Raw genomic sequence first — 19,726 nt, 5'->3', positions numbered from 1 at the left:
CATGCCGAGAGCCGCACCCGTCACGGATGCGGCTCTCGGTCAGCTGGTCGTCAGCGCGCGAACGCGGTCTCGACGAGGTTCGCCTGCTGGGCCTGGTGCTTCTTGGCGGACCCCGCGGCCGGCGACGCCGACTCCTTGCGGGAGACCACCCGGAGCGTGCGGTTCAGCAGCTGCGGCAGGTGCATGGACAGGAACGTCCACGGACCCTGGTTGCGCGGCTCGTCCTGCACCCACACGAGCTCGGCACCGTCGAACGGCGCGACCGCGGCACGGGCCGCCTCGGTGTCGAGCGGGTAGAGCTGCTCCAGGCGGACGATCGCCGTCTGCTCGTCGCCCGTCTTCACGCGGTGCGCGAGCAGGTCCCAGTAGACCTTGCCCGAGCAGAGCAGGACGCGGGTGACCTGACCGGCCTTGGCCGCGGCGAGGTCGTCGCCGATGACCGTGCGGAACGTGCCCGACGTGAACTCCGCCACGTCGGACGACGCCGACTTGAGGCGCAGCATCGACTTCGGCGTGAACACCACCAGCGGGCGACGCGGACGGTCGTAGGCCTGGCGACGCAGCAGGTGGAAGTGCGACGCGGGCGTCGACGGCTGCGCGATCGTCATGTTGTCCTCGGCGGCGAGCTGCAGGAACCGCTCGATGCGTGCCGACGAGTGGTCCGGACCCTGACCCTCGTACCCGTGGGGGAGCAGGAGGACGACCGACGAGCGCTGCGCCCACTTCTGCTCGGCCGACGAGATGAACTCGTCGATGATCGTCTGGGCGCCGTTGACGAAGTCGCCGAACTGCGCCTCCCAGAGCACCAGCGCGTCCGGGCGCTCGACCGAGTAGCCGTACTCGAACCCGAGCGCGGCGTACTCCGACAGCGACGAGTCGTAGACCCAGAACTTCGCCTGGTCGGCCGACAGGTACAGCAGGGGAGTCCACTCGGCACCCGTGTCCCGGTCGTGCATGACCGCGTGCCGCTGCACGAAGGTGCCGCGTCGCGAGTCCTGCCCGGCGAGCCGGACCGGCGTGCCCTCGATGAGGAGGGAGCCGAACGCCAGGAGCTCGCCGTAGCCCCAGTCGATGCCGCCCTCGCGGGACATCGCCTCGCGCTTGGCCAACAGCTGCGCGAGCTTCGGGTGGACCGTGAAGCCCTCCGGCGGACGCACGTGCGCGCGCCCGATGCGCTGCAGGGTTCCGGCGTCGACGGCTGTCTTCCAGCCGACCATGACGCCCGCGTCCTCGAGCTGCGACTCCGGGCGCTCCAGGCCCTTGACGGCCTCGGCCTCCGGCGGCGCCGCCTGGTAGCCGTCCTCACGTGTCTCCGTGAACACCCGCTCGAGCTGCTGCTGGTAGTCCTGCAGCGCCTGCTCGGCGTCGGAGATCGTCAGGTCACCGCGCGCCACCAGGGTCTCGGTGTAGAGCTTGCGCACCGAGCGCTTCGCCTCGATGAGGTTGTACATGAGCGGCTGCGTCATCGACGGGTCGTCGCCCTCGTTGTGACCTCGGCGGCGGTAGCAGACCATGTCGATGATGACGTCTCGGTCGAACTGCTCGCGGTACTCGAACGCCAGCTCCGCCACCCGCACGCACGCCTCGGGGTCGTCCCCGTTGACGTGGAAGATCGGCACCTGGAGGCCCTTGGCCACGTCGGTCGCGTACTGCGACGAGCGCGACGAGGACGGGCCCGTGGTGAAGCCGACCTGGTTGTTGATGATGACGTGGATGGTGCCGCCCGTGCGGTACCCGCGCAGCTGGGCCAGGTTGAGCGTCTCGAACACGACACCCTGGCCGGCGAAGGCCGCGTCACCGTGGATGAGGATCGGCAGGACGGAGAACCCGTCGCCACCGAGGTCGATGCGGTCCTGCTTGGCACGCACGATGCCCTCGAGCACCGGGTCGACCGCCTCGAGGTGCGACGGGTTGGCGGCCAGGTACACCGCGGTCGTCGCGCCGGACTCCGCGGTGAACGTGCCCTCGGTGCCCAGGTGGTACTTCACGTCGCCCGAGCCCTGGACCGACTTCGGGTCCTGGTTGCCCTCGAACTCGCTGAAGATCTGCGCGTAGGACTTGCCGGCGATGTTGGCCAGGATGTTCAGCCGGCCACGGTGGGCCATGCCGATGCCGACCTCGTCGAGCCCGCTGTTCGCGGCCTTGGAGAGGATCGCGTCGAGCAGGGCGATGACCGACTCGCCGCCCTCGAGCGAGAAGCGCTTCTGGCCGACGTACTTGGTCTGCAGGAAGGTCTCGAAGGCCTCCGCCGCGTTGAGCCGGCGCAGGATGCGCAGCTGGTCCTCGCGCGGCGTGCGGGCGTAGCCCGACTCGAGCCGCTCCTGGAGCCACTTGCGCTGGCGCGGGTCCTGCAGGTGCATGTACTCGCTGCCGACGGTGCGGCAGTACGAGTCGCGCAGCAGGCCGAGCACCTCACGGAGCTTGGCGCGGGGCTTTCCGCCGAAGCCGCCCGTGGGGAACACCCGGTCGAGGTCCCACAGCGTCAGGCCGTGCGTCTGCACGTCCAGGTCGGGGTGCTTGCGCTGGCGGTAGGCCAGCGGGTCCGTGTCGGCCATGAGGTGGCCGCGCGAGCGGTAGGAGTGGATGAGCTCCGCGATGCGCGCCGGCTTGATGGCGTCGGCGTCGGGGTCGGCGGTCTCGCGCACCCACCGGACCGGCTCGTACGGGACACGCAACGACGCGAAGACGCGGTCGTAGAAGCCGTCCTCGCCCAGCAGCTTGCGGCCGATGATCCGCAGGAAGTCCCCGGACTGCGCGCCCTGGATGATCCGGTGGTCGTACGTCGAGGTGAGCGTCAGCACCTTCGAGACGCCCATCTTGTTCAGCGCGTCCTCGGACGTCCCCGCGAACTCCGCCGGGTAGTCCATGGCGCCGACACCGATGATCGTGCCCTGACCCTGCATCAGACGGGGCACCGAGTGGACCGTCCCGATGGTGCCCGGGTTGGTCAGCGAGATCGTCGTCCCCGCGAAGTCGTCGACCGTCAGCTTGTTGCCGCGGGCGCGCCGCACGACGTCCTCGTAGGCGGACCAGAAGCCGGCGAAGTCGAGCGTCTCGCACTTCTTGATCGACGGGACCAGCAGCTGGCGGGTGCCGTCCGGCTTGGCGAGGTCGATCGCGATACCGACGTTGACGTGCGCCGGCGTCAGGACGCTCGGCTTGTCGTCCGCCAGCGTGTAGGAGGTGTTCATCGCCGGCATCTCCGCCAGCGCCTCGACCATCGCGAAGCCGATGAGGTGCGTGAACGAGATCTTCCCGCCGCGGCCACGAGCGAGGTGGTTGTTGATGACGATGCGGTTGTCGACCATCAGCTTGGCCGCGATGGCGCGCACCGAGGTGGCCGTCGGGACCTCGAGGGAGGACTCCATGTTCGTCACGACGCGCGCCGCCGGCCCGCGCAGCTTCTGCACGTCGTCCGTGGACTCGGCCTCGTCGGCCGTGGAGGCCCGCTGGGCGACCTGCGCGTACGGGGCGGTGGCCGGCTGGGCGGTCGCGATGGGCGACGTCACCGCGGGTGGCTCCACGAAGGGCGCGGCCGGGGCGGGCGCGGGAGCGACGGGAGCCGCAGCGACGGGCGCGGCAGGCGGTGCCGCCGGAGCCGCGTGCGCGCCGCGGGGCGGTGCGACCGGCTGCGGGCTGCCGTTCGCAGGTGCCTGCGCCGAGCTCGAGCCGTTCGTGGAGGCCTCCTCGGGCTTGTAGCCCTCGAAGAAGTCCCACCAGGCCGGGTCGACCGAGTTCTTGTCCTTCTGGTACTGCTCGAACAGCTCGTCCACGAGCCACTCGTTTGCGCCGAAAACGGCACGCGTCGAGTCAGGATCCGCCATCTGGGTCACGCTGGGATCGCCCACTTCCGCTGCGGTTCGTGACCGCGCCTCTGCTAGTCCGACTGCTACTTCTGTTGATGACAACACTACGGCCTCCGCGCGCTCGGACCGGCCTCAGGACGGCTGTTCGGGACGGATCCACAGCCGTCTTCACCTGGTCAGCACACGCGGGTCAACGGGGGGCAACGTGCCCGTTCGCGCGCCCTCAAGGCGAGGTTGTCGGCACCCCTGTGAGGTCATGGTTGTGCTGCGCGTCCCGCGGTCTCACGTGATGTCCCGTCGGAAGGTCGTGACGCGCCCGATCGCCGCCAGGCCGACCCCGTACGCCAGCAGCACCAGGGCGCCCTGCCACCACTCCAGCAGGGACCCGAGACCGGTCTCGGAGTAGAAGCTGCCACCGGAGACGGCCTCCCCGGCCGCGCCCGGCAGGTACGCCGCGACGTCGGCGCCCCAGCTGGTCAGCGCCAGGACGAACCGCAGGACCGGCTCGACGAACTGGGTGAACGCGAGCACCACGACGATGACCGCGACCTGGTTGGTGAGCACCGAGCCGAACCCGACGCCGACGACCGCCCACAGGGCGAGGGCGAGCACGGACAGGGCGATCGTCCGCCAGGTCGAGGCCTGGTCCAGGAACGTCGGCTGGTCCAGCAGGGTGAGGACGGCGGCGCCCGCACCGACCGCGGCGAGCGTGCCGACGATGCCGTACACGAGGCCCAGGACGCCGGCGGAGACGAGCTTGGCGGACACGAGCAGCGTCCGGCGCGGCTCGGCGAGCAGCGTCGGGGTGATCGTCTGGTGCCGGAACTCGGAGGCGACGGCCAGCGCGCCGACCAGCAGCGGGAACACGTAGCCGAACGTCACGGCGATCGTGTAGACCGCCCGCACCACGGCGTCGGGGGCCAGGACGAGGTCGTCCTCGCCGCCGGCTCCGGCGCCGGTGCTGCTCATCCCGCCGCCCTGCGTGATGCCCCAGCCGAGGACGGCGGACAGGAACGCCATGTAGACGGCCATGCAGAGCAGGAGGATCCACCACAGCCGGGTGGTGACCAGCTTGCGGTACTCGGTGACCAGGGCGGCGCGCATCAGGCAGCCACCCCCGCCGTCTCGACCGCTCCGACGAGCTGGAGGAAGAGCCCTTCGAGCCCGACGTCCCTGCTCGTCAACTCGTGCAGCTCGACGCCGGCGGCGAACGCTGCGGCGCCGACCGTCGCGGCGTCGACGTCCCAGAGCTCGGCCACCCGGGGGTCACCCGCGTCGGTGCGGGTCCAGGCCGCGCGCTCGACGAGCGTGGCGAGTGCGGCGGCGTCGGGTGAGACCGCCCGGACCCGGACACGGGCCATGCGGGCGAGCTCGGGCAGCGACGAGGCGTGCGCGAGCCGGCCGCGGGCGATGATGACGACGTCGTCGACGGTCTGCTCGACCTCCGAGAGCACGTGGCTCGACACCAGGACGGTGCGCCCCTCGGCGGCGAGCATGCGCAGGAAGCCGCGCAGCCAGCGGATGCCCTCGGGGTCGAGGCCGTTGGCGGGCTCGTCGAGCAGGAGGACCCGGGGGTCGCCCAGCAGGGTCGTGGCGAGGGCGAGGCGCTGACGCATGCCGAGCGAGAAGCCGCCGACCCGTCGGCCGGCCGCCGCGGACAGCCCCACGAGCTCGAGCACCTCGCCGGCGCGTGCGTCGGGTACGCCGACCTGCGGGGTGAAGAGCCGCAGGTGGTCGAGGGCCGTGCGGCCGGGGTGGAAGCTCGCCGCCTCGAGCGCGGCACCGACGGTGCGCAGCGGGCGGCGGATCTGGCCGTACGTCAGCCCGCCGATCGTCGCGGTGCCCGACGTCGGGCGCACGAGCCCGAGCAGCATCCGCAGGGTGGTGGTCTTGCCGGCCCCGTTGGGTCCGAGGAAGCCGGTGACGCGGCCGGGAGCGACCTGGAAGGAGAGGTCGTCCACCGCGCGGACCGGGCCGAAGGACTTGGAGAGGTGCTCGACGCGGATCGTTCCGTCGGTCGTCATGCCGGGAGAGCCTAGTGTTCTAGCGTGAGTAGAACAACCGTCAGGCCACCGCCGGGCTGACCGCCGGCAGCGTCACCCGCATCGTGCAGCCGACCTCGGTGTCCGCGACCTCGATGTGCCCGCCGTGCAGCTCGACGGCCCAGCGGACGATCGCCAGCCCCAGACCGGTCCCACCCGTCGAGACCTGACCGGTGACCGCCGGGTTGTTGCCACGGACGAACCGCTCGAACACGTGCGGTCGCTGCTCGCGCGAGATCCCCGGGCCGTGGTCGACGACGTCGATGCGCACCTCGGTGCCCACCAGCCGCGCCTCGAGCCGCACCTCGTCGTCCGCGGGGGAGTGCCGCACCGCGTTGTGCAGGAGGTTGGCGACGACCTGGTGCAGACGGTCCGGGTCGGCCGGCACGGCGAGGTCCGCCGGCTCGACGACCACGGGGAACGTCAGCCGCTTCGCCGCACCGACGAGCATCGCGCCCTCGGCGGCCTCCTCCAGGAACTCCTGCAGGTGGACGTCGGCGATCTCGAGCGGGACGTCACCGGCCTCCAGCCGTGACAGGTCCAGCAGGTAGGTCACCAGCCGGCCGAGCCGCTCGGTCTGAGCGAGCGCGGCCTGCATGGTCGCCGGGTCCGCCTCCGTGACACCATCGACGATGTTCTCGAGCTGGGCCTGGAGCGCGGTGACCGGGGTCCGCAGCTCGTGGGACACGTTCGCGATGAGCTCGCGCCGGAACACGTCCGCCTGCTCGAGGTCGTCGGCCATCCTGTTGAAGGCGTCGGCCAGCTGGCCGACCTCGTCGAGGCTCGTCGCCCGCACCCGACGGCTGTAGTCGCCCGCAGCCATCCGCCGTGCCGCGTACGTCATCTCCCGCAGCGGTGACGTCATGCCCCTGGCCAGCAGCTGGGTGACGATGAGGGAGCCGGCGATCGCGATCGGTAGCGTCCGCGACGGCCCCAGGTGGTTGTACAGACCCAGCCACGTGATGAACGCGGCCGCGGTGACCGTGGCCGCGACGAGGACGCCGAGCTTGATCTTGATCGAGCTCAGCCGGTCGAGGGGCCGGACGTCGGGGAGCCGCGAGCGGGCGAACTCGCCGCGGACGTGCCGAGGTGCGTTCACGCGCCTTCGGGGACGCTCGCCCCGCTGGGCCCGTCGGCACCCGTGGTGCCGTCGCTCGGCTCGAACGCGTACCCGACACCGTGGACCGTGCGGATCAGGTCGGGGCCGAGCTTGCGGCGCAGCGCCTTGATGTGGGAGTCGACCGTGCGGGTGCCGCTCGCGTCCACCCAGTCCCACACCTCCGCGAGCAGGCGCTCCCGGGTCAGCACCGTCCGGGGCGTCGCCGCCAGCGCGAGCAGGAGGTCGAACTCCGTCGGGGTCAGGTGCACCTCGGTGGCCCCGCGCAGCACGCGCCGCTGCGCCCTGTCGACGGTGACGTCGCCCAGGACGAGCGGGGGATCGGGCTGCTCGGCGGACGCCATCTCGGCGGCCCGCGTGGCCCGCTCCGTGCGACGGAGCAGCGCCTTGGTGCGCGCGACCAGCTCACGCATCGAGAACGGCTTCGTCATGTAGTCGTCGGCGCCGACACCGAGACCGATCAGCATGTCCGTCTCGTCGTCCCGCGCGGTGAGCATCAGCACCGGGACCGGCCGCTCGGCCTGGATCCGCCGGCACACCTCGAGCCCGTCGATGCCGGGGAGCATCACGTCGAGCACGACGACGTCCGGTCGCAGCCGCGACGCCGCGCTGACGCCTGCCAGCCCGTCGCCGACCGCCTCGACCGTCCAGCCCTCCGCCGAGAGCCGGTGGACGATCGCCTGCGCGATCGCCGGTTCGTCCTCCACCACCAGGACCGTGGTGCCGGCTGCCCCGCCGGGCGCCGTCGTCGGCCCACCGCTCACGTTCGCCATGTCGCCAGGGTGGCACAGCGATGCACGGATAACCCCTGCTGACGCTCGCGTGTGTGGGCGGACCCTGTGAAGACGCCCGGACGCCCGTATGATCGACCCCACCATGAGCAGCTCAAGTCGCTGCCGGCGTCCCGCCCGGGCCGATGCGCCCGGGGGAGACCATGCCGGCCACCTCTTCCTCTTCTCTTCTGCCCTCACCAGCGCCGACCTCCGGGTCGGCGTTCGTCGTGCCACCAGCGGTGCCGCGTGCTGATCGAGTGGCTCCTGGTCGGGCTGGGCGTCCTGCTCACGCTCGGCACGGCGGTGTTCGTCGCCAGCGAGTTCTCGCTCGTGACGCTCGACCCGGGCCTCGTCGCGAGCCAGACGTCCCCCGACGACCGTCGCAGCCAGTCGGTCCTCAAGGCCCTGCGCCGCCTGTCGACCGAGCTCTCCGGCGCGCAGCTCGGCATCACGCTGACCACGGTCCTGCTCGGGTACACCACCCAGCCCGCAGTCGTGCGGCTGCTGCAGATCCCGCTGGAGGACTCCGTCCTCGGTCAGGTGGTCGGCGGCATCGTCGCCGGCGTCCTGGCGATCATCCTGGTCAACGGCTTCTCGATGGTCGTCGGCGAGCTCATCCCCAAGAACCTCGCGATCAGCCGTCCGCTGCCCACGGCCCGGATGGTCGCGCCGCTGCAGCGTGGGTTCACGATCGCCCTGCGTCCTCTGATCGTCGCGTTCAACGAGAGCGCCAACAAGCTCCTGCGCAGCTTCGGGGTCGAGCCGCGCGAAGAGCTGTCCGGCGGCCGCTCGCCGCAGGAGCTCGCCGCGCTCGTCCGGCGGTCGGCCGAGGTCGGCACGCTCGACGAGTCCACCGCGACCCTGCTCACCAACTCCATCGAGTTCACCGAGCTCACGGCCGTCGACGTGATGACGGACCGGCTGCGGCTCGTCGTCGTGCGCCGGGAGGAGTCGGCGGCCGACGTCGTCGACCTGGCCCGACGCACCGGGCACTCCCGGTTCCCGGTCATCGGTGACTCGAGCGACGACATCGTCGGCCTCGTGCACCTGCGGCGCGCGATCGGCGTCCCCTACGAGCGCAGGACAGACGTGCCGGCGGCCGCCCTCATGGTCGAGGCGCCGCGCGTGCCCGAGACCGTGCACCTGGGACCCCTCCTCGTCGACCTGCGCGAGCTGGGCCTGCAGATGGCCGTCGTCGTCGACGAGTACGGCGGCACGTCGGGCGTGGTCACGCTCGAGGACGTCGTCGAGGAGCTCGTCGGCGACGTCGCCGACGAGCACGACCGTCGACGCGCCTCCACCACCCGCGTGGCCGACGGCTCGTGGCTGCTGCCCGGGGTGCTGCGCCCGGACGAGCTCGCGGAGGTCACCGGGCTGCACGTCCCCGCGGACGGTCCCTACGAGACCCTCGGCGGGCTGCTCATGTCCGAGCTCGGGCGGATCCCGAGCGTCGGCGACGAGATCGTCGTCGAGCGGGTCCTCCTGCAGGTCGACGCCATGGCGGGCCGCCGTGTCGAGCGGGTGCGCGTGCGCGCGGTCGAGACCGACGACGAGGACGAGTCATGAGCTCCACCCTGGCGCTCGTCCTCGGCGCCCTCCTGCTCGCCGCGAACGCGTTCTTCGTCGGCGCCGAGTTCGCCATCATCTCCGCCCGACGCAGCGCCATCGAGCCGCTCGCGCGCGACGGTGACAGGCGGGCGAAGACCGTCCTGTGGGCGATGGAGAACGTCTCGCTCATGCTCGCGTGCGCCCAGCTGGGCATCACGGTGTGCTCGACGAGTCTCGGTGTCGTCGCCGAGCCCGCGATCGCCCACCTCATCGAGGGCCCGCTGCACGCGCTCGGCGTCAGCGAGAGCCTCACGCACCCGATCTCGTTCGTCGTCGCGCTCGCGATCGTGGTCTACCTGCACGTCGTGCTCGGCGAGATGGTGCCCAAGAACCTCGCCGTCGCCGGACCCGACCGCGCGGTGCTGCTGTTCGGCCCCCCGCTGGTCTGGGTCGCCCGCGCCGTCCGACCGCTCATCGCCGCGCTGAACTGGATCGCCAACCACGCGCTGCGGCTCTTCGGCGTCGAGCCCAAGGACGAGGTGGCCTCCGCGTTCACCGCGCAGGAGGTGCAGTCGATCGTCGAGCGCTCCCAGGCGGAGGGTCTTCTCGACGACGAGCAGGGACTGCTGGCCGGTGCCCTGGAGTTCTCGGACAAGACCGCGCGCGACACCATGATCCGGACCGGCGCGTTGGTGACCGTCGGCGACGGCAGCACGCCCGAGGACGTCGAGCGGCTGGTCGCCCGGACCGGGTTCAGCCGGTTCCCGGTCGTCGACGGCGCCGGGGTGCCGACGGGGTACCTGCACCTGAAGGACGTCCTGTACGCCGACGAGGCCGCGCGCAGCCTGCCGGTGCCGCCGTGGCGCGTGCGGGCGCTCGCGGTCGTCGGGCCGGAGGACGAGGTCGAGGACGCGCTCGCCGCCATGCAGCGCTCCGGTGCCCACCTGGCACGGGTCGACGAGGACGGTCGGACCGTCGGCGTCGTGTTCCTCGAGGACATCCTCGAGGAGCTGGTGGGCGAGGTGCGGGACGCGATGCAGCGGGACCAGCTGTCCTGATCGTTGGTCCGGATGTAGGGATCCCGTGTGCTCCGTCGGCGTGTCGCTCCGCGTGTCGCCCGGAATGTCCACTTCCCGGACTGGACGGGCGTCCAGAGGGTTGGACGGGCGTCGACGAGCCGTTATGGTTTCGTGACCGCAAGTCGCCGGGTCGCCCGCAGCGCACCGGACGATGACGTCGCGGCAGACCAGAGACGCGTGAACGGACTGGAGGTGTCGTGGGGTCGCACAGCGAGGAGCCCGTGACGGCACCCCCCACCCGTCGCCAGCTTCGTGAGGCCCAGCGCCGCTCCGAGTCCGGGTCGACCCCCGTCACCGGGACGCGTCCGGACCCCGACTCCCCGGCCGCGCACCACGTACCCTCCTGGGCGCACCACGGGCCGTCCGCACCGCACGGGTCCACGCCGGTCACTGAGGCGCTGGCACGGTCCACGCCCCCGCAGCAGGCCCGCTCCGCGTGGTCCGCGGGACCCCAGGCGCACACCGCGGCACCGGTCACCCCACCGCAGCCACGTGCGGTCGCGCGGGACACCCCGCCGCAGGCCCGGTCCGCGCCCCTCGTGTCCGCCCCGCCCACCCGCTCGGCTGCTCCGGCCGCGCCGCCGGTCCGGTCCGCAGCGCCAGCCGCGGCTCCGCCGCGACGGTCCGCGGACACGGCACCGTTCAGCGCCTCGCGCACCCCGGAGCCGCTCCCCACCCTGCCCGCGCGCATCGAGTGGCCCGCCGCCCCCGTGCAGCGACCGGTCGCGGCTCCCACGGTCCCGACGTCCGTGAGGTCCGCAGCTCCTGCCCCCTCGCCCCGCGCGCTGGCCACCACGGCGATCCGCCTGGACACCCCGCAGCCCGCTGCGCCCTTCCCGGCGGTCGAGAACGTGCCCGAGCTCGAGGTGACGGCTCACGGGACGGTCGGGCGCCGCTCCCGCAAGCCCACACGCGCCGCCGCACGGCTCAGCGTGCTCGGCGTCCTGGCCGGCATCACCGTCGTCATCCCGGTCAGCCAGGGGCTCGTGCCCAGCTCGGTGGCGTTCGGCTCCGACGCCCTGGCCGACTCGACCCTCCCCACGACCGTCTCGGCGCTCGCCGGGTCGCCGCTCTCCGCGCTGCCGCCGACGTCCTTGATGGCGACCGACGGCGCGCTCCAGGCCCGCGGACTGGCCACCGCGAGCCGGGCCGAGGACCGGTCCGCGCTGCCCGGCTGCGACGGCTCGATGCGGCCCGCCGGTCAGAACGGGCTCCTGAAGACCTCCGACCTGTGCAACCTGTGGGACAACCACACCCAGCTGCGCGCAGACGCGGCCGTCTCCCTCGCGGAGTTCAACCAGGCGTTCGCCGCACGGTTCGGCGGAGACCTCTGCATCAGCGGCGGCTACCGCACGCTGGCGGCGCAGCGGACCGTCAAGGCGCAGAAGGGCGGCCTCGCCGCCGTCCCCGGCAAGAGCAACCACGGCTGGGGCCTGGCCGTCGACCTCTGCCAGGACCAGACGTCCGGTGCGAAGTGGCGGTGGATCACCGAGAACGCGCCGACCTTCGGCTGGGAGAACCCCGCCTGGGCGCAGCCCGGTGGCAGCGGCCCCTACGAGCGCTGGCACTGGGAGTACAAGAAGGGTGTCCAGGCCGACGGCGAGTACTACGACGGCTGAGCCCGGCGGCCGGGTCCGGCTCAGAGGAGCGCGAGACCCCAGGTGATCGTGTGGCTGGCGCCCGGCGCCAGGTGCACCAGGTCGATCCCCGTCCGGAACGCGTCGGCGACGCACGTCATCGGCTCCGCGGCGACGCCGCGACGCGCGATCTGCGCCACCGTGTCGCCCGTGCAGACCTGCCAGGCCATCGTCGCGCCGTCCGCCCACATCGCGACCGTGCGCCCGTCCGGGCGGCCGAGCCGGATCCAGGACAGCCCGTCCGCGTCACGGACGACGGCGACCCACGCGTCGTCCAGGTCGAGCCCACGCAGCGGACGCGGCGTCCGCAGGTCCGTGTCGCCGGACGCACGCTCCGTCCCGGTCGGGAGCAGACGGTCGTCGACGGTCACGTGGTCCGCGGCGTCCACCTGCAGCGTGCAGTCGTCGACCTGGCCGTCGCCGGGCGACAGCCACGGGTGGAACCCGATGCCGTAGGGCGCCGTCGTCGCGCCGAGGTTCGTGCCCTCCGCCGACACGTGCAGGCCCGCGTCCGTCAGCGTGTAGGTGAGCCGCACGCGCACCGGCCACGGGTAGCCGTGGGTCGGGACGACGACGTGCTCGAGCGTCACCGACGTCGTGCTGGAGTCGGTCGTCTCGAAGGCTGTGCTCGCCACCAGGCCGTGCAGAGCGGTGTGCCGCAGGTGCTCCGTGAGCGGGACCTCGAACGTCGTCCCGTCGTAGGAGTACACGCCGTCGCGCAGCCTGTTCGGCCACGGGGCGAGCACCGCGCCGGAGAACGCCGGCGGGATCTGTGCCTCGTCGAACGGCAGGACGACGTCCCGACCGTCGGCCGTGTACTCGCGCAGGCTCGCGCCGACGGCCGTCACGACCGCGCGCTGGTCCCCCAGCTCGAGAACGTGCTGGCGACCGGTCGGCAGGGGGGCGGTGAGAGTCGTGGACACGCTCACACGCTAGCGGGCGCGGCGCGTCCCTCGGGGGATCGGGACGTGTGTCCGCCGCGCCTCAGTCGGTGGGCTCGTCGTCGTCCGGGCGCCGGCCCGTCAGTGCGACGACCAGGGCCGCGCCGATCAGCGCGACGAGTCCGAGCACGACGACCGAGTCGGTCGGGACGCCCGTCGGCCCGCTCGTGCCCGGGTCGGCGGCGGTGACGCTGGCACCGTGCCCCTCGGACGTCGCGGGACCGCTGGCGTGCGCGCCGACCGGGAGAAGGAGGAGTGCGGCCGTGAGCGCGGCGGCACCGAGCATTCGAGCGTGCATGAGGGCGTGTCCTTGTGGGGCGCGCGGACGACCTCGGGTCGCCGCTCAGGAGGCTGACGGGTGAGACTCTCGGCTCCGTCACGGAGCGCGATCCGGAGGCGTTGCGGAACACTCGCCGCCGTTGCGACGTCTCCGATGCCTCGTGCTCGATGTCCCGACAATTCTCGCCCGACAGGAGCCGCAGGTGCTCGGGCCGAAGGTCCCGACATGTCGGACGGATGCGCGACGTCCTGTCTGTGGACAGCGGGATGTGTCACCCCCGCGATGTCCCCTAGGGTTCCCGCCAGCGTGCAACCCGGACATGACGGATGAACCGGGCACCTGTGACCCAGACCGAGGAGGACACCGTGGACGGTGTGGCGATCCTCGAGGCCGAGGTCCGTGAGCTGATCCGACGGCGCGGACTCGATCCCGTGCGCGACCGTCCCGGCGTCGTCGCGCTCGTGTCCGACGCGATCGCCGACTACGACGAGCGCTCGGTCGTCGGCGCGGTCCCGCCGCTGGTGGACGCCGTCGCCGCGCACAAGTCGGTGGTCGACGCCGTGGCTGGGCTCGGTCCGCTGCAGAAGTACCTCGACGACCCGGAGGTCGAGGAGATCTGGATCAACTCGCCGACGCAGGTGTTCGTCGCGCGGCGCGGTGAGGCAGAGCTGACGACCACGATCCTCACGGACGGTCAGGTCCGCGACCTCGTCGAGAAGATGCTGAAGGTGTCCGGGCGCCGGCTCGACCTGTCCAGCCCGTTCGTGGATGCCAGCCTCCCCGGTGGGGAACGGCTGCACGCGGTGATCCCCGACGTCACGCGGCGGCACTGGTCGGTGAACATCCGCAAGTACGTGGTGCGGGCGACGACGCTCGACGAGCTCGTCGGCCTCGGCACCCTCACGCCGCACGGCGCCGCCTTCCTCCAGGCCGCCGTGCGGGCCGGCCTCAACGTGCTCGTCTCCGGCGGGACGCAGGCGGGCAAGACCACGCTCCTGAACGCGCTGGCCGGTGCGATCCCGGCGCGCGAGCGGGTCATCACGTGCGAGGAGGTGTTCGAGCTGCGGCTCGTCGCGCGGGACTGGGTCGCGATGCAGTGCCGCCAGCCGAGCCTGGAGGGCACCGGGGAGATCCCGTTGCGCAGGCTGGTCAAGGAGGCGCTGCGCATGCGGCCGAACCGGCTGCTGGTCGGGGAGGTGCGGGAGGCCGAGGCGCTCGACCTGCTCATCGCGCTGAACGCGGGCGTGCCGGCGATGTGCACCATCCACGCGAACTCGGCCCGCGAGGCGCTGACCAAGCTCTGCACGCTCCCGCTGCTCGCCGGGGAGAACGTCTCGGACCGGTTCGTCGTCCCCACGGTGGCATCGGCCGTCGACCTCGTCGTGCACCTCGACCTGGACGCGGGGGGACGGCGCGTGGTGCGGGAGATCGTGGCGGTGCCCGGCCGCGTCGAGCAGGGGATCGTGGAGACCGCCGACGTGTTCCACGCTCGCGACGGCCACCTGGTCCGCGCCGACGGCTACCCGCCGCACCCGGAGCGGTTCGCCCGGTCGGGGATCGACCTGGCCGCACTGCTGCGAGGGCGGGGCTGATGGGGGTCGTCGTCGGACTGCTGCTCGGGGCAGGGGTCGCGTGCATCTGGTGGTCGTTCTGGGCCGAGCCCGCAGGGACCGCCGTGCGGCGTCCGACCGGCTGGCACGCCCGGACCCAGGACGCGCTGGTGCAGGCCGGCGTCGCCGGGGTGACGCCCGGAGGGCTGGTGACGGCCAGCGTGACGCTCGGGCTGTTCGCCCTGCTCCTGGGCACGGTGCTGACGCGGATCCCGTCGATCGCGCTGTGCTTCGCGGTGTTCGCCGCGATGGCGCCCTGGGCGGTCGTACGAGGACGTGCCCGGCGCCGTCGAGCACGGCTGCGGCAGCTGTGGCCCGAGGTCGTCGACCACCTGGCATCGGGGATCCGCGCCGGGCTGGCGCTGCCGGAGGCCGTCGCACAGATCGGGGAGCGCGGTCCGGTCGAGCTGCGCGAGGCGTTCACGGCGTTCGCCGAGGACTACCGGGCGACCGGCCGTTTCGGCGAGAGCCTCGACGCCCTCAAGGCCCGGCTCGCGGACCCGGTGGCGGACCGGATCGTCGAGGCGCTGCGCCTGACCCGCGACGTCGGTGGCACAGACCTCGGCCGGCTGCTGCGGACCCTGTCGACGTTCCTGCGCGAGGACGTGCGCACGCGCGGGGAGCTCGAGGCGCGGCAGAGCTGGACGGTGAACGCCGCGCGGCTCGCGGTCGCCGCGCCGTGGATCGTGCTGGCGCTCCTGGCGACCCGCTCCGAGGCCGCGGCGGCGTACGACACCCCGGCCGGTTTCGCGGTCCTCGTGGTCGGCGGCGCATGCACGGTCGTCGCCTACCTCGTGATGCTGCGCATCGCCCGGCTCCCGGACGACCCGCGGGTGCTGCGGTGAGCCCCGGGCTGGTCGGTGCGCTCGTGGGCCTGCTCGGCGGGCTCGGGCTGACGATCGTCGTGCTGCGGCTGAGGTCCCGTCGGATCAGCCTCGACCAGCGGCTCGCCCCGTACCTGCGCCCGCAGGCCACCGCGTCCGGGCTCCTGCGCGCGCCCGTCGTGCGCGGCCCGTTCGGGACGGTCGAGCGACTGGTCGCCCCGGTGATGACGGACGCCGTCCGGCTGGTGGCACGCCTCGGCTCACCCACCGCCGAGCTCCGGCGGAGGCTGAGCCGGGCGGGACGCACCGAGACGGTGGAGCAGTTCCGCGCGGGGCAGGTCGTCTGGGGAGTCCTCGGCCTGGCCGCAGGGCTCGCTCTCGCTCTCGTGCTCGCGGCAACACGCGGCGGGGGCGTCCTTCCGCTCGCCGTGCTGGTCGCCGTCTGTGGACTGACCGGTGTGCTCGCGCGCGACTGGGCGCTGACCCGGGAGCTGCGTGCTCGCGAGTCACGGATGCTCACCGAGCTCCCGACGATCGCCGAGCTGCTCGCCCTCGCGGTCGGGGCGGGAGAGGGGGCCGTCGGCGCGCTGGAGCGCGTCGTGCGATCGACCCACGGTGAGCTCTCCGCGGAGCTCGCCCGGACCCTCGCGGACGCGCGCGCCGGTGCACCGCTGACGGTGGCCCTGGACAACCTGGCCGACCGGACCGGGCTGCCCGCGCTCGCGCGGTTCGCCGAGGGGGTCGCCGTGGCCGTCGAACGAGGCACCCCGCTCGCCGACGTCCTGCGGGCCCAGGCGCAGGACGTGCGTGAGGAGGGGCGTCGCGCCCTCATGGAGACCGGTGGGCGCAAGGAGGTGCTGATGATGGTCCCGGTGGTCTTCCTGATCCTGCCGGTGACCGTCGTCTTCGCCGTCTTCCCCTCGATGGTGGTCCTGCGGGTCGGTCTGTGACCGAGGCAGGAGTCGTGCACGGCGCCGCGATGGCGCTCGACGAAGGGAGTACGGATGACGGGCGGGACCGAGAGTCAGTCGGGGAGCACGGACGACCGGCCGACGTCACGCGTCGGTGCGGCGCTGTGGGGCTCGTTGGTGTGGGGGAGCGCGGCGTGGAGCGGTGTGCGGCGACGTGTCACCCGCGACGGGCGCGACCGTGGCGACGTGCCCGGCTGGGTCCTGGTGACCCTGATGACCGCAGGCCTGGTGACCGCACTGTGGGTCATCGCCGGCGACGCGCTCGGCAGGGTGTTCGAGGAAGCCATCAGCAGCGTCACCGGCCCCTGACGGGGGACGTGGGGTCGGCGATCGTCGACTTCGCGCTCGTCGGGGGACTGGTCACCGTGGTGTTCGTCGCCGTCCTCCAGCTGATGATCGTGCTGCACGTCCGGAACACCCTCGTCGACTCCGCCGGGGAGGGCGCCCGCTACGGCGCCCTCGCCGGGCACCAGCCGGCCGACGGGGCGCAGCGGTCGCGGGACCTCATCGCGCAGTCGCTGTCACCGGCCTACGCCCAGGCGGTGAGCGCCGGGCGGACCACGCTCGACGGGCTCGAGGTCGTGGAGATCGAGGTGGAGGCGCCGTTGCCGCTGGTCGGTCTGATCGGTCCGGCGGGCACCCTCACGGTCCGAGGGCATGCGCTGGTCGAGGATCCGTGAGGGAGTCCTGGGCGACGCGGCGCGCACGGCTCGGCGGCGACGACGGGAGCTCCGTCATCGAGTTCCTGGGACTCTCGCTGGTCCTGCTGGTCCCGCTCGTCTACCTGGTGCTGACGCTCGGGCGCCTCGAGGCCGCGATGTTCGCCACGGAGGGCGCGGCTCGCGAGGCCGCACGCACCTACGTCGCGGCCGACCGTGCCGACGAGGGCACCGAGCGGGCCGTCGCCGCGGTCGGCATCGCGTTGCGGGACCAGGGCTTTCACGACGACCCCGCGACCGCACTCACCCTCACCTGCTCGGCGGTTCCCTGCCTGGCTCCCGGCAGCGACGTGTCCGCCCGGATCGAGGTGCGGGTGCCGTTGCCGTACGTGCCGAGCTTCGTGCGGGACGTCATCCCCCTCGAGATCCCGGTGAGCGTCGAACGTGTCGCACCGGTCGACACGTACCGGACGACGGATGAGTAGCACGGGCAGGGTCGGTCGGACAGGACCGGGGCGGAGCACGGACCGCGCCGACCCGACGAGAGAGTCCCGCCGGCCGGTGGGTGACGACGGGCAGGTGATGATCCTGACTCTCGGGTTCGTGGTCGTCGCCCTCCTCCTGCTGACGGTCGTCGTGTCCGCCGCCGGGGTGCACCTGGAGCGCAAGCGCCTGCTCGCGCTCGCGGACCTGCTCGCGCTGGAGGGAGCGGACGCGGTCGGTGACAACCGCTACTTCGTGCCCGGTGCGGGTCAGGGGGCGTCGGGAACCGGGGGCGTCCCGCTCACCGACGCGTCGGTCCGTGCGTCCGTCGACGGGTACCTGCGGGACAACCCCGGCGCTGCGGCGGCCTGGGACGAGTTCGCGGTCCTCGATGCGACGACGCCCGACGGCCGGACCGCGGAGGTGCGTCTGGGTGCGGTGGTCCGCCCGGTGCTCCTGAGCTGGGTGCTCGCCCCGTGGTCCGACGGGATCGCCCTGGAGGCCGAGTCGGTCGCCCGCGGGGCCTGAGCTCGGGCCGTGGGGGAGGATCAGGCACTGCGGACCCGGTAGCCTGGACGGTTGTGGCCACCACTGACTTCCCCACCGCGATCCGTGATCTGCGCACCACCCTGGGCACCATCCAGGCGGTGAGCGACCCCACCGCGCTCCAGGCGAAGGTGGCGCGGCTCTCGGAGCAGGCATCGGCCCCGGACCTGTGGGACGACCCGGACGCCGCGCAGAAGATCACGAGCGCGCTCTCCTCGACCCAGGCCGAGCTCGACCGGATGAGTAAGCTCGACGGCCGGATCGACGACCTGGAGACGCTCGTCGAGATGGCCACCGAGGAGGACGACGAGGACACCCTCGCCGAGGCCGAGGCCGACCTGCTGAAGATCAAGAAGGACCTGGGCGAGCTCGAGGTCCGCACGCTGCTGTCGGGGGAGTACGACCAGCGCGAGGCCGTCGTGACCATCCGCTCCGGCGCCGGCGGCGTCGACGCCGCGGACTTCGCCGAGATGCTGCTGCGCATGTACCTGCGCTGGGCGGAGCGGCACGGGTACCCGACCACCGTGCTCGACACCTCCTACGCGGAAGAAGCGGGACTGAAGTCGGCGACGTTCGAGGTCAAGGTGCCGTACGCGTTCGGGAACCTCTCCGTCGAGGCCGGTACGCACCGCCTCGTCCGCATCTCGCCGTTCGACAACCAGGGCCGACGCCAGACGAGCTTCGCGGCCGTCGAGGTAATCCCGCTGATCGAGTCGAACGACTCCATCGACATCCCCGAGTCCGAGATCAAGGTCGACGTCTTCCGCTCGTCGGGCCCCGGTGGCCAGTCGGTCAACACCACGGACTCCGCGGTGCGCATGACGCACATCCCGACCGGGATCGTCGTGTCGATGCAGAACGAGAAGTCGCAGATCCAGAACCGGGCCGCCGCGCTCCGCGTCCTGCAGTCGCGCCTGCTCCTGGTGAAGAAGGCCGAGCAGGACGCCAAGAAGAAGGAGCTGGCCGGCGACGTCAAGGCCAGCTGGGGTGACCAGATGCGGTCCTACGTGCTGCAGCCGTACCAGATGGTCAAGGACCTGCGCACCGAGCACGAGGTGGGCAACCCCGCCGCCGTGTTCGACGGTGACATCGACGACTTCATCGAGGCGGGCATCCGCTGGCGCCGCTCGGCGGAGGTCGTCGCCGACTGACCCGCGCCTACGCGTCTCGACGGTTCTGGCGTGCGCGAGGCCCGGCATCCACAGCGATGCCGGGCCTCGGTCGCGTCAGCGAGCCCGTCATCACGCGCGCCCGCCCCCCGACGTCCGGTCGCCCGAACGCCCGATCGTGCGGACGTCCCGGCAGACCCGCTGACGTCCGCACATGCGGCGTCCAGACGCTCGATCGTTCGGGCGTCGTGAAGGTGGTCCGCTGACGCACCCGGTGCCGAGTGCCCAGCCCACAGAGCCT

The 19,726-nt window shown here is 72.5% G+C and carries 18 protein-coding genes; 11 read left to right on the top strand and 7 right to left on the bottom strand.

Translation table 11 applies throughout. The features are described 5' to 3' along the window. Positions 1 to 50: 50 nt before the first annotated feature. The 5 genes from ASF78_RS17510 to ASF78_RS17490 all read right to left on the bottom strand — a co-directional run bounded on the left by ASF78_RS17510 (position 51) and on the right by ASF78_RS17490 (position 7,738). The gene (locus ASF78_RS17510; RefSeq protein WP_056592466.1) at positions 51 to 3,824 is read right to left on the bottom strand and encodes a multifunctional oxoglutarate decarboxylase/oxoglutarate dehydrogenase thiamine pyrophosphate-binding subunit/dihydrolipoyllysine-residue succinyltransferase subunit; all 3,774 of its coding nucleotides are present in this window, start codon (positions 3,822 to 3,824) and stop codon (positions 51 to 53) included. A 264-nt stretch (positions 3,825 to 4,088) separates the two neighbouring features. Continuing rightward, entirely contained in the window at positions 4,089 to 4,910 is an 822-nt protein-coding gene (locus ASF78_RS17505; protein ID WP_056592463.1) for an ABC transporter permease, read from the bottom strand. Next, positions 4,910 to 5,830 carry an ABC transporter ATP-binding protein gene (locus ASF78_RS17500; protein ID WP_056592460.1) on the bottom strand — a complete coding sequence of 307 codons (921 nt, stop codon included), beginning with the start codon at positions 5,828 to 5,830 and terminating at the stop codon, positions 4,910 to 4,912. The genes ASF78_RS17505 and ASF78_RS17500 overlap by 1 nt, the downstream gene beginning before the upstream one ends. Before the next feature lie 40 nt (positions 5,831 to 5,870). Further along, positions 5,871 to 6,947, bottom strand: coding sequence for a cell wall metabolism sensor histidine kinase WalK (locus tag ASF78_RS17495; RefSeq protein WP_056592457.1), 1,077 nt, complete (start codon positions 6,945 to 6,947; stop codon positions 5,871 to 5,873). Beyond that, positions 6,944 to 7,738 (bottom strand): response regulator transcription factor, encoded by a 795-nt coding sequence (locus ASF78_RS17490; RefSeq protein WP_056592454.1) that lies wholly within the window; start codon positions 7,736 to 7,738, stop codon positions 6,944 to 6,946. Before ASF78_RS17490 ends, ASF78_RS17495 begins: the two co-directional genes overlap by 4 nt. Positions 7,739 to 7,984: 246 nt before the next feature. Between ASF78_RS17490 and ASF78_RS17485 the strand changes: the two genes are divergently transcribed. The 3 genes from ASF78_RS17485 to ASF78_RS22090 all read left to right on the top strand — a co-directional run bounded on the left by ASF78_RS17485 (position 7,985) and on the right by ASF78_RS22090 (position 11,984). Beyond that, positions 7,985 to 9,304, top strand: a complete 1,320-nt coding sequence (locus ASF78_RS17485) for a hemolysin family protein (RefSeq protein ID WP_056592452.1) — start codon at positions 7,985 to 7,987, stop codon at positions 9,302 to 9,304. After that, positions 9,301 to 10,344, top strand: coding sequence for a hemolysin family protein (locus tag ASF78_RS17480; RefSeq protein ID WP_056592450.1), 1,044 nt, complete (start codon positions 9,301 to 9,303; stop codon positions 10,342 to 10,344). Before ASF78_RS17485 ends, ASF78_RS17480 begins: the two co-directional genes overlap by 4 nt. Before the next feature lie 242 nt (positions 10,345 to 10,586). After that, positions 10,587 to 11,984, top strand: a complete 1,398-nt coding sequence (locus tag ASF78_RS22090; protein ID WP_156374219.1) for a M15 family metallopeptidase — start codon at positions 10,587 to 10,589, stop codon at positions 11,982 to 11,984. A 20-nt stretch (positions 11,985 to 12,004) separates the two neighbouring features. On the opposite strand, the gene ASF78_RS17470 is transcribed toward ASF78_RS22090, so the two are convergent. Together ASF78_RS17470 and ASF78_RS17465 are read right to left on the bottom strand one after the other, a co-directional pair. Then, the gene (locus ASF78_RS17470; protein WP_156374218.1) at positions 12,005 to 12,925 is read right to left on the bottom strand and encodes an aldose 1-epimerase family protein; all 921 of its coding nucleotides are present in this window, start codon (positions 12,923 to 12,925) and stop codon (positions 12,005 to 12,007) included. A 61-nt stretch (positions 12,926 to 12,986) separates the two neighbouring features. Then, on the bottom strand, positions 12,987 to 13,241 hold the full coding sequence (locus ASF78_RS17465) for a hypothetical protein (protein ID WP_156374217.1): 255 nt from the start codon (positions 13,239 to 13,241) through the stop codon (positions 12,987 to 12,989). 308 nt (positions 13,242 to 13,549) lie between these two features. On the opposite strand from ASF78_RS17465, the gene ASF78_RS17460 reads away from it, so the two are divergent. The 8 genes from ASF78_RS17460 (at position 13,550) to prfB (ending at position 19,467) form a co-directional block, all read left to right on the top strand. Beyond that, positions 13,550 to 14,815 (top strand): CpaF family protein, encoded by a 1,266-nt coding sequence (locus tag ASF78_RS17460; protein ID WP_235518667.1) that lies wholly within the window; start codon positions 13,550 to 13,552, stop codon positions 14,813 to 14,815. Continuing rightward, the gene (locus ASF78_RS17455; protein ID WP_056592440.1) at positions 14,815 to 15,678 is read left to right on the top strand and encodes a type II secretion system F family protein; all 864 of its coding nucleotides are present in this window, start codon (positions 14,815 to 14,817) and stop codon (positions 15,676 to 15,678) included. Before ASF78_RS17460 ends, ASF78_RS17455 begins: the two co-directional genes overlap by 1 nt. Continuing rightward, positions 15,675 to 16,607 (top strand): type II secretion system F family protein, encoded by a 933-nt coding sequence (locus ASF78_RS17450; RefSeq protein WP_056592438.1) that lies wholly within the window; start codon positions 15,675 to 15,677, stop codon positions 16,605 to 16,607. The genes ASF78_RS17455 and ASF78_RS17450 overlap by 4 nt, the downstream gene beginning before the upstream one ends. Positions 16,608 to 16,661: 54 nt before the next feature. Next, on the top strand, positions 16,662 to 16,937 hold the full coding sequence (locus ASF78_RS23130) for a hypothetical protein (protein WP_235518690.1): 276 nt from the start codon (positions 16,662 to 16,664) through the stop codon (positions 16,935 to 16,937). 8 nt (positions 16,938 to 16,945) lie between these two features. Then, positions 16,946 to 17,308 carry a TadE family protein gene (locus tag ASF78_RS23125; RefSeq protein WP_235518666.1) on the top strand — a complete coding sequence of 121 codons (363 nt, stop codon included), beginning with the start codon at positions 16,946 to 16,948 and terminating at the stop codon, positions 17,306 to 17,308. Next, a complete protein-coding gene (locus ASF78_RS17435) occupies positions 17,305 to 17,772 on the top strand; it encodes a hypothetical protein (protein WP_056592435.1) in 468 nt (155 codons plus the stop codon). The genes ASF78_RS23125 and ASF78_RS17435 overlap by 4 nt, the downstream gene beginning before the upstream one ends. Positions 17,773 to 17,869: 97 nt before the next feature. Beyond that, positions 17,870 to 18,298 (top strand): hypothetical protein, encoded by a 429-nt coding sequence (locus ASF78_RS17430; RefSeq protein WP_056592807.1) that lies wholly within the window; start codon positions 17,870 to 17,872, stop codon positions 18,296 to 18,298. A 53-nt stretch (positions 18,299 to 18,351) separates the two neighbouring features. Beyond that, on the top strand, positions 18,352 to 19,467 hold the full coding sequence (gene prfB, locus ASF78_RS17425; protein WP_056592432.1) for a peptide chain release factor 2: 1,116 nt from the start codon (positions 18,352 to 18,354) through the stop codon (positions 19,465 to 19,467). Positions 19,468 to 19,726: the final 259 nt, after the last annotated feature.

The organism is Cellulomonas sp. Leaf334, from assembly GCF_001424195.1.
Taxonomy (GTDB): Bacteria; Actinomycetota; Actinomycetes; order Actinomycetales; family Cellulomonadaceae; genus Cellulomonas.
This window is presented reverse-complemented; position numbering and strand designations above follow the sequence as displayed.

Bases quoted from the DNA above. Each gene is read 5' to 3' on its own strand.
- ASF78_RS17465 (WP_156374217.1), bottom strand. From the start codon at position 13,241: ATGCACGCTCGAATGCTCGGTGCCGCCGCGCTCACGGCCGCACTCCTC.
- ASF78_RS17430 (WP_056592807.1), top strand. From the start codon at position 17,870: ATGATCCTGACTCTCGGGTTCGTGGTCGTCGCCCTCCTCCTGCTGACG.
- ASF78_RS17490 (WP_056592454.1), bottom strand. From the start codon at position 7,738: ATGGCGAACGTGAGCGGTGGGCCGACGACGGCGCCCGGCGGGGCAGCC.
- ASF78_RS17455 (WP_056592440.1), top strand. From the start codon at position 14,815: ATGGGGGTCGTCGTCGGACTGCTGCTCGGGGCAGGGGTCGCGTGCATC.
- ASF78_RS17460 (WP_235518667.1), top strand. From the start codon at position 13,550: ATGAACCGGGCACCTGTGACCCAGACCGAGGAGGACACCGTGGACGGT.
- ASF78_RS17505 (WP_056592463.1), bottom strand. From the start codon at position 4,910: ATGCGCGCCGCCCTGGTCACCGAGTACCGCAAGCTGGTCACCACCCGG.
- ASF78_RS17500 (WP_056592460.1), bottom strand. From the start codon at position 5,830: ATGACGACCGACGGAACGATCCGCGTCGAGCACCTCTCCAAGTCCTTC.
- ASF78_RS17510 (WP_056592466.1), bottom strand. From the start codon at position 3,824: ATGGCGGATCCTGACTCGACGCGTGCCGTTTTCGGCGCAAACGAGTGG.
- ASF78_RS17480 (WP_056592450.1), top strand. From the start codon at position 9,301: ATGAGCTCCACCCTGGCGCTCGTCCTCGGCGCCCTCCTGCTCGCCGCG.
- ASF78_RS23130 (WP_235518690.1), top strand. From the start codon at position 16,662: ATGACGGGCGGGACCGAGAGTCAGTCGGGGAGCACGGACGACCGGCCG.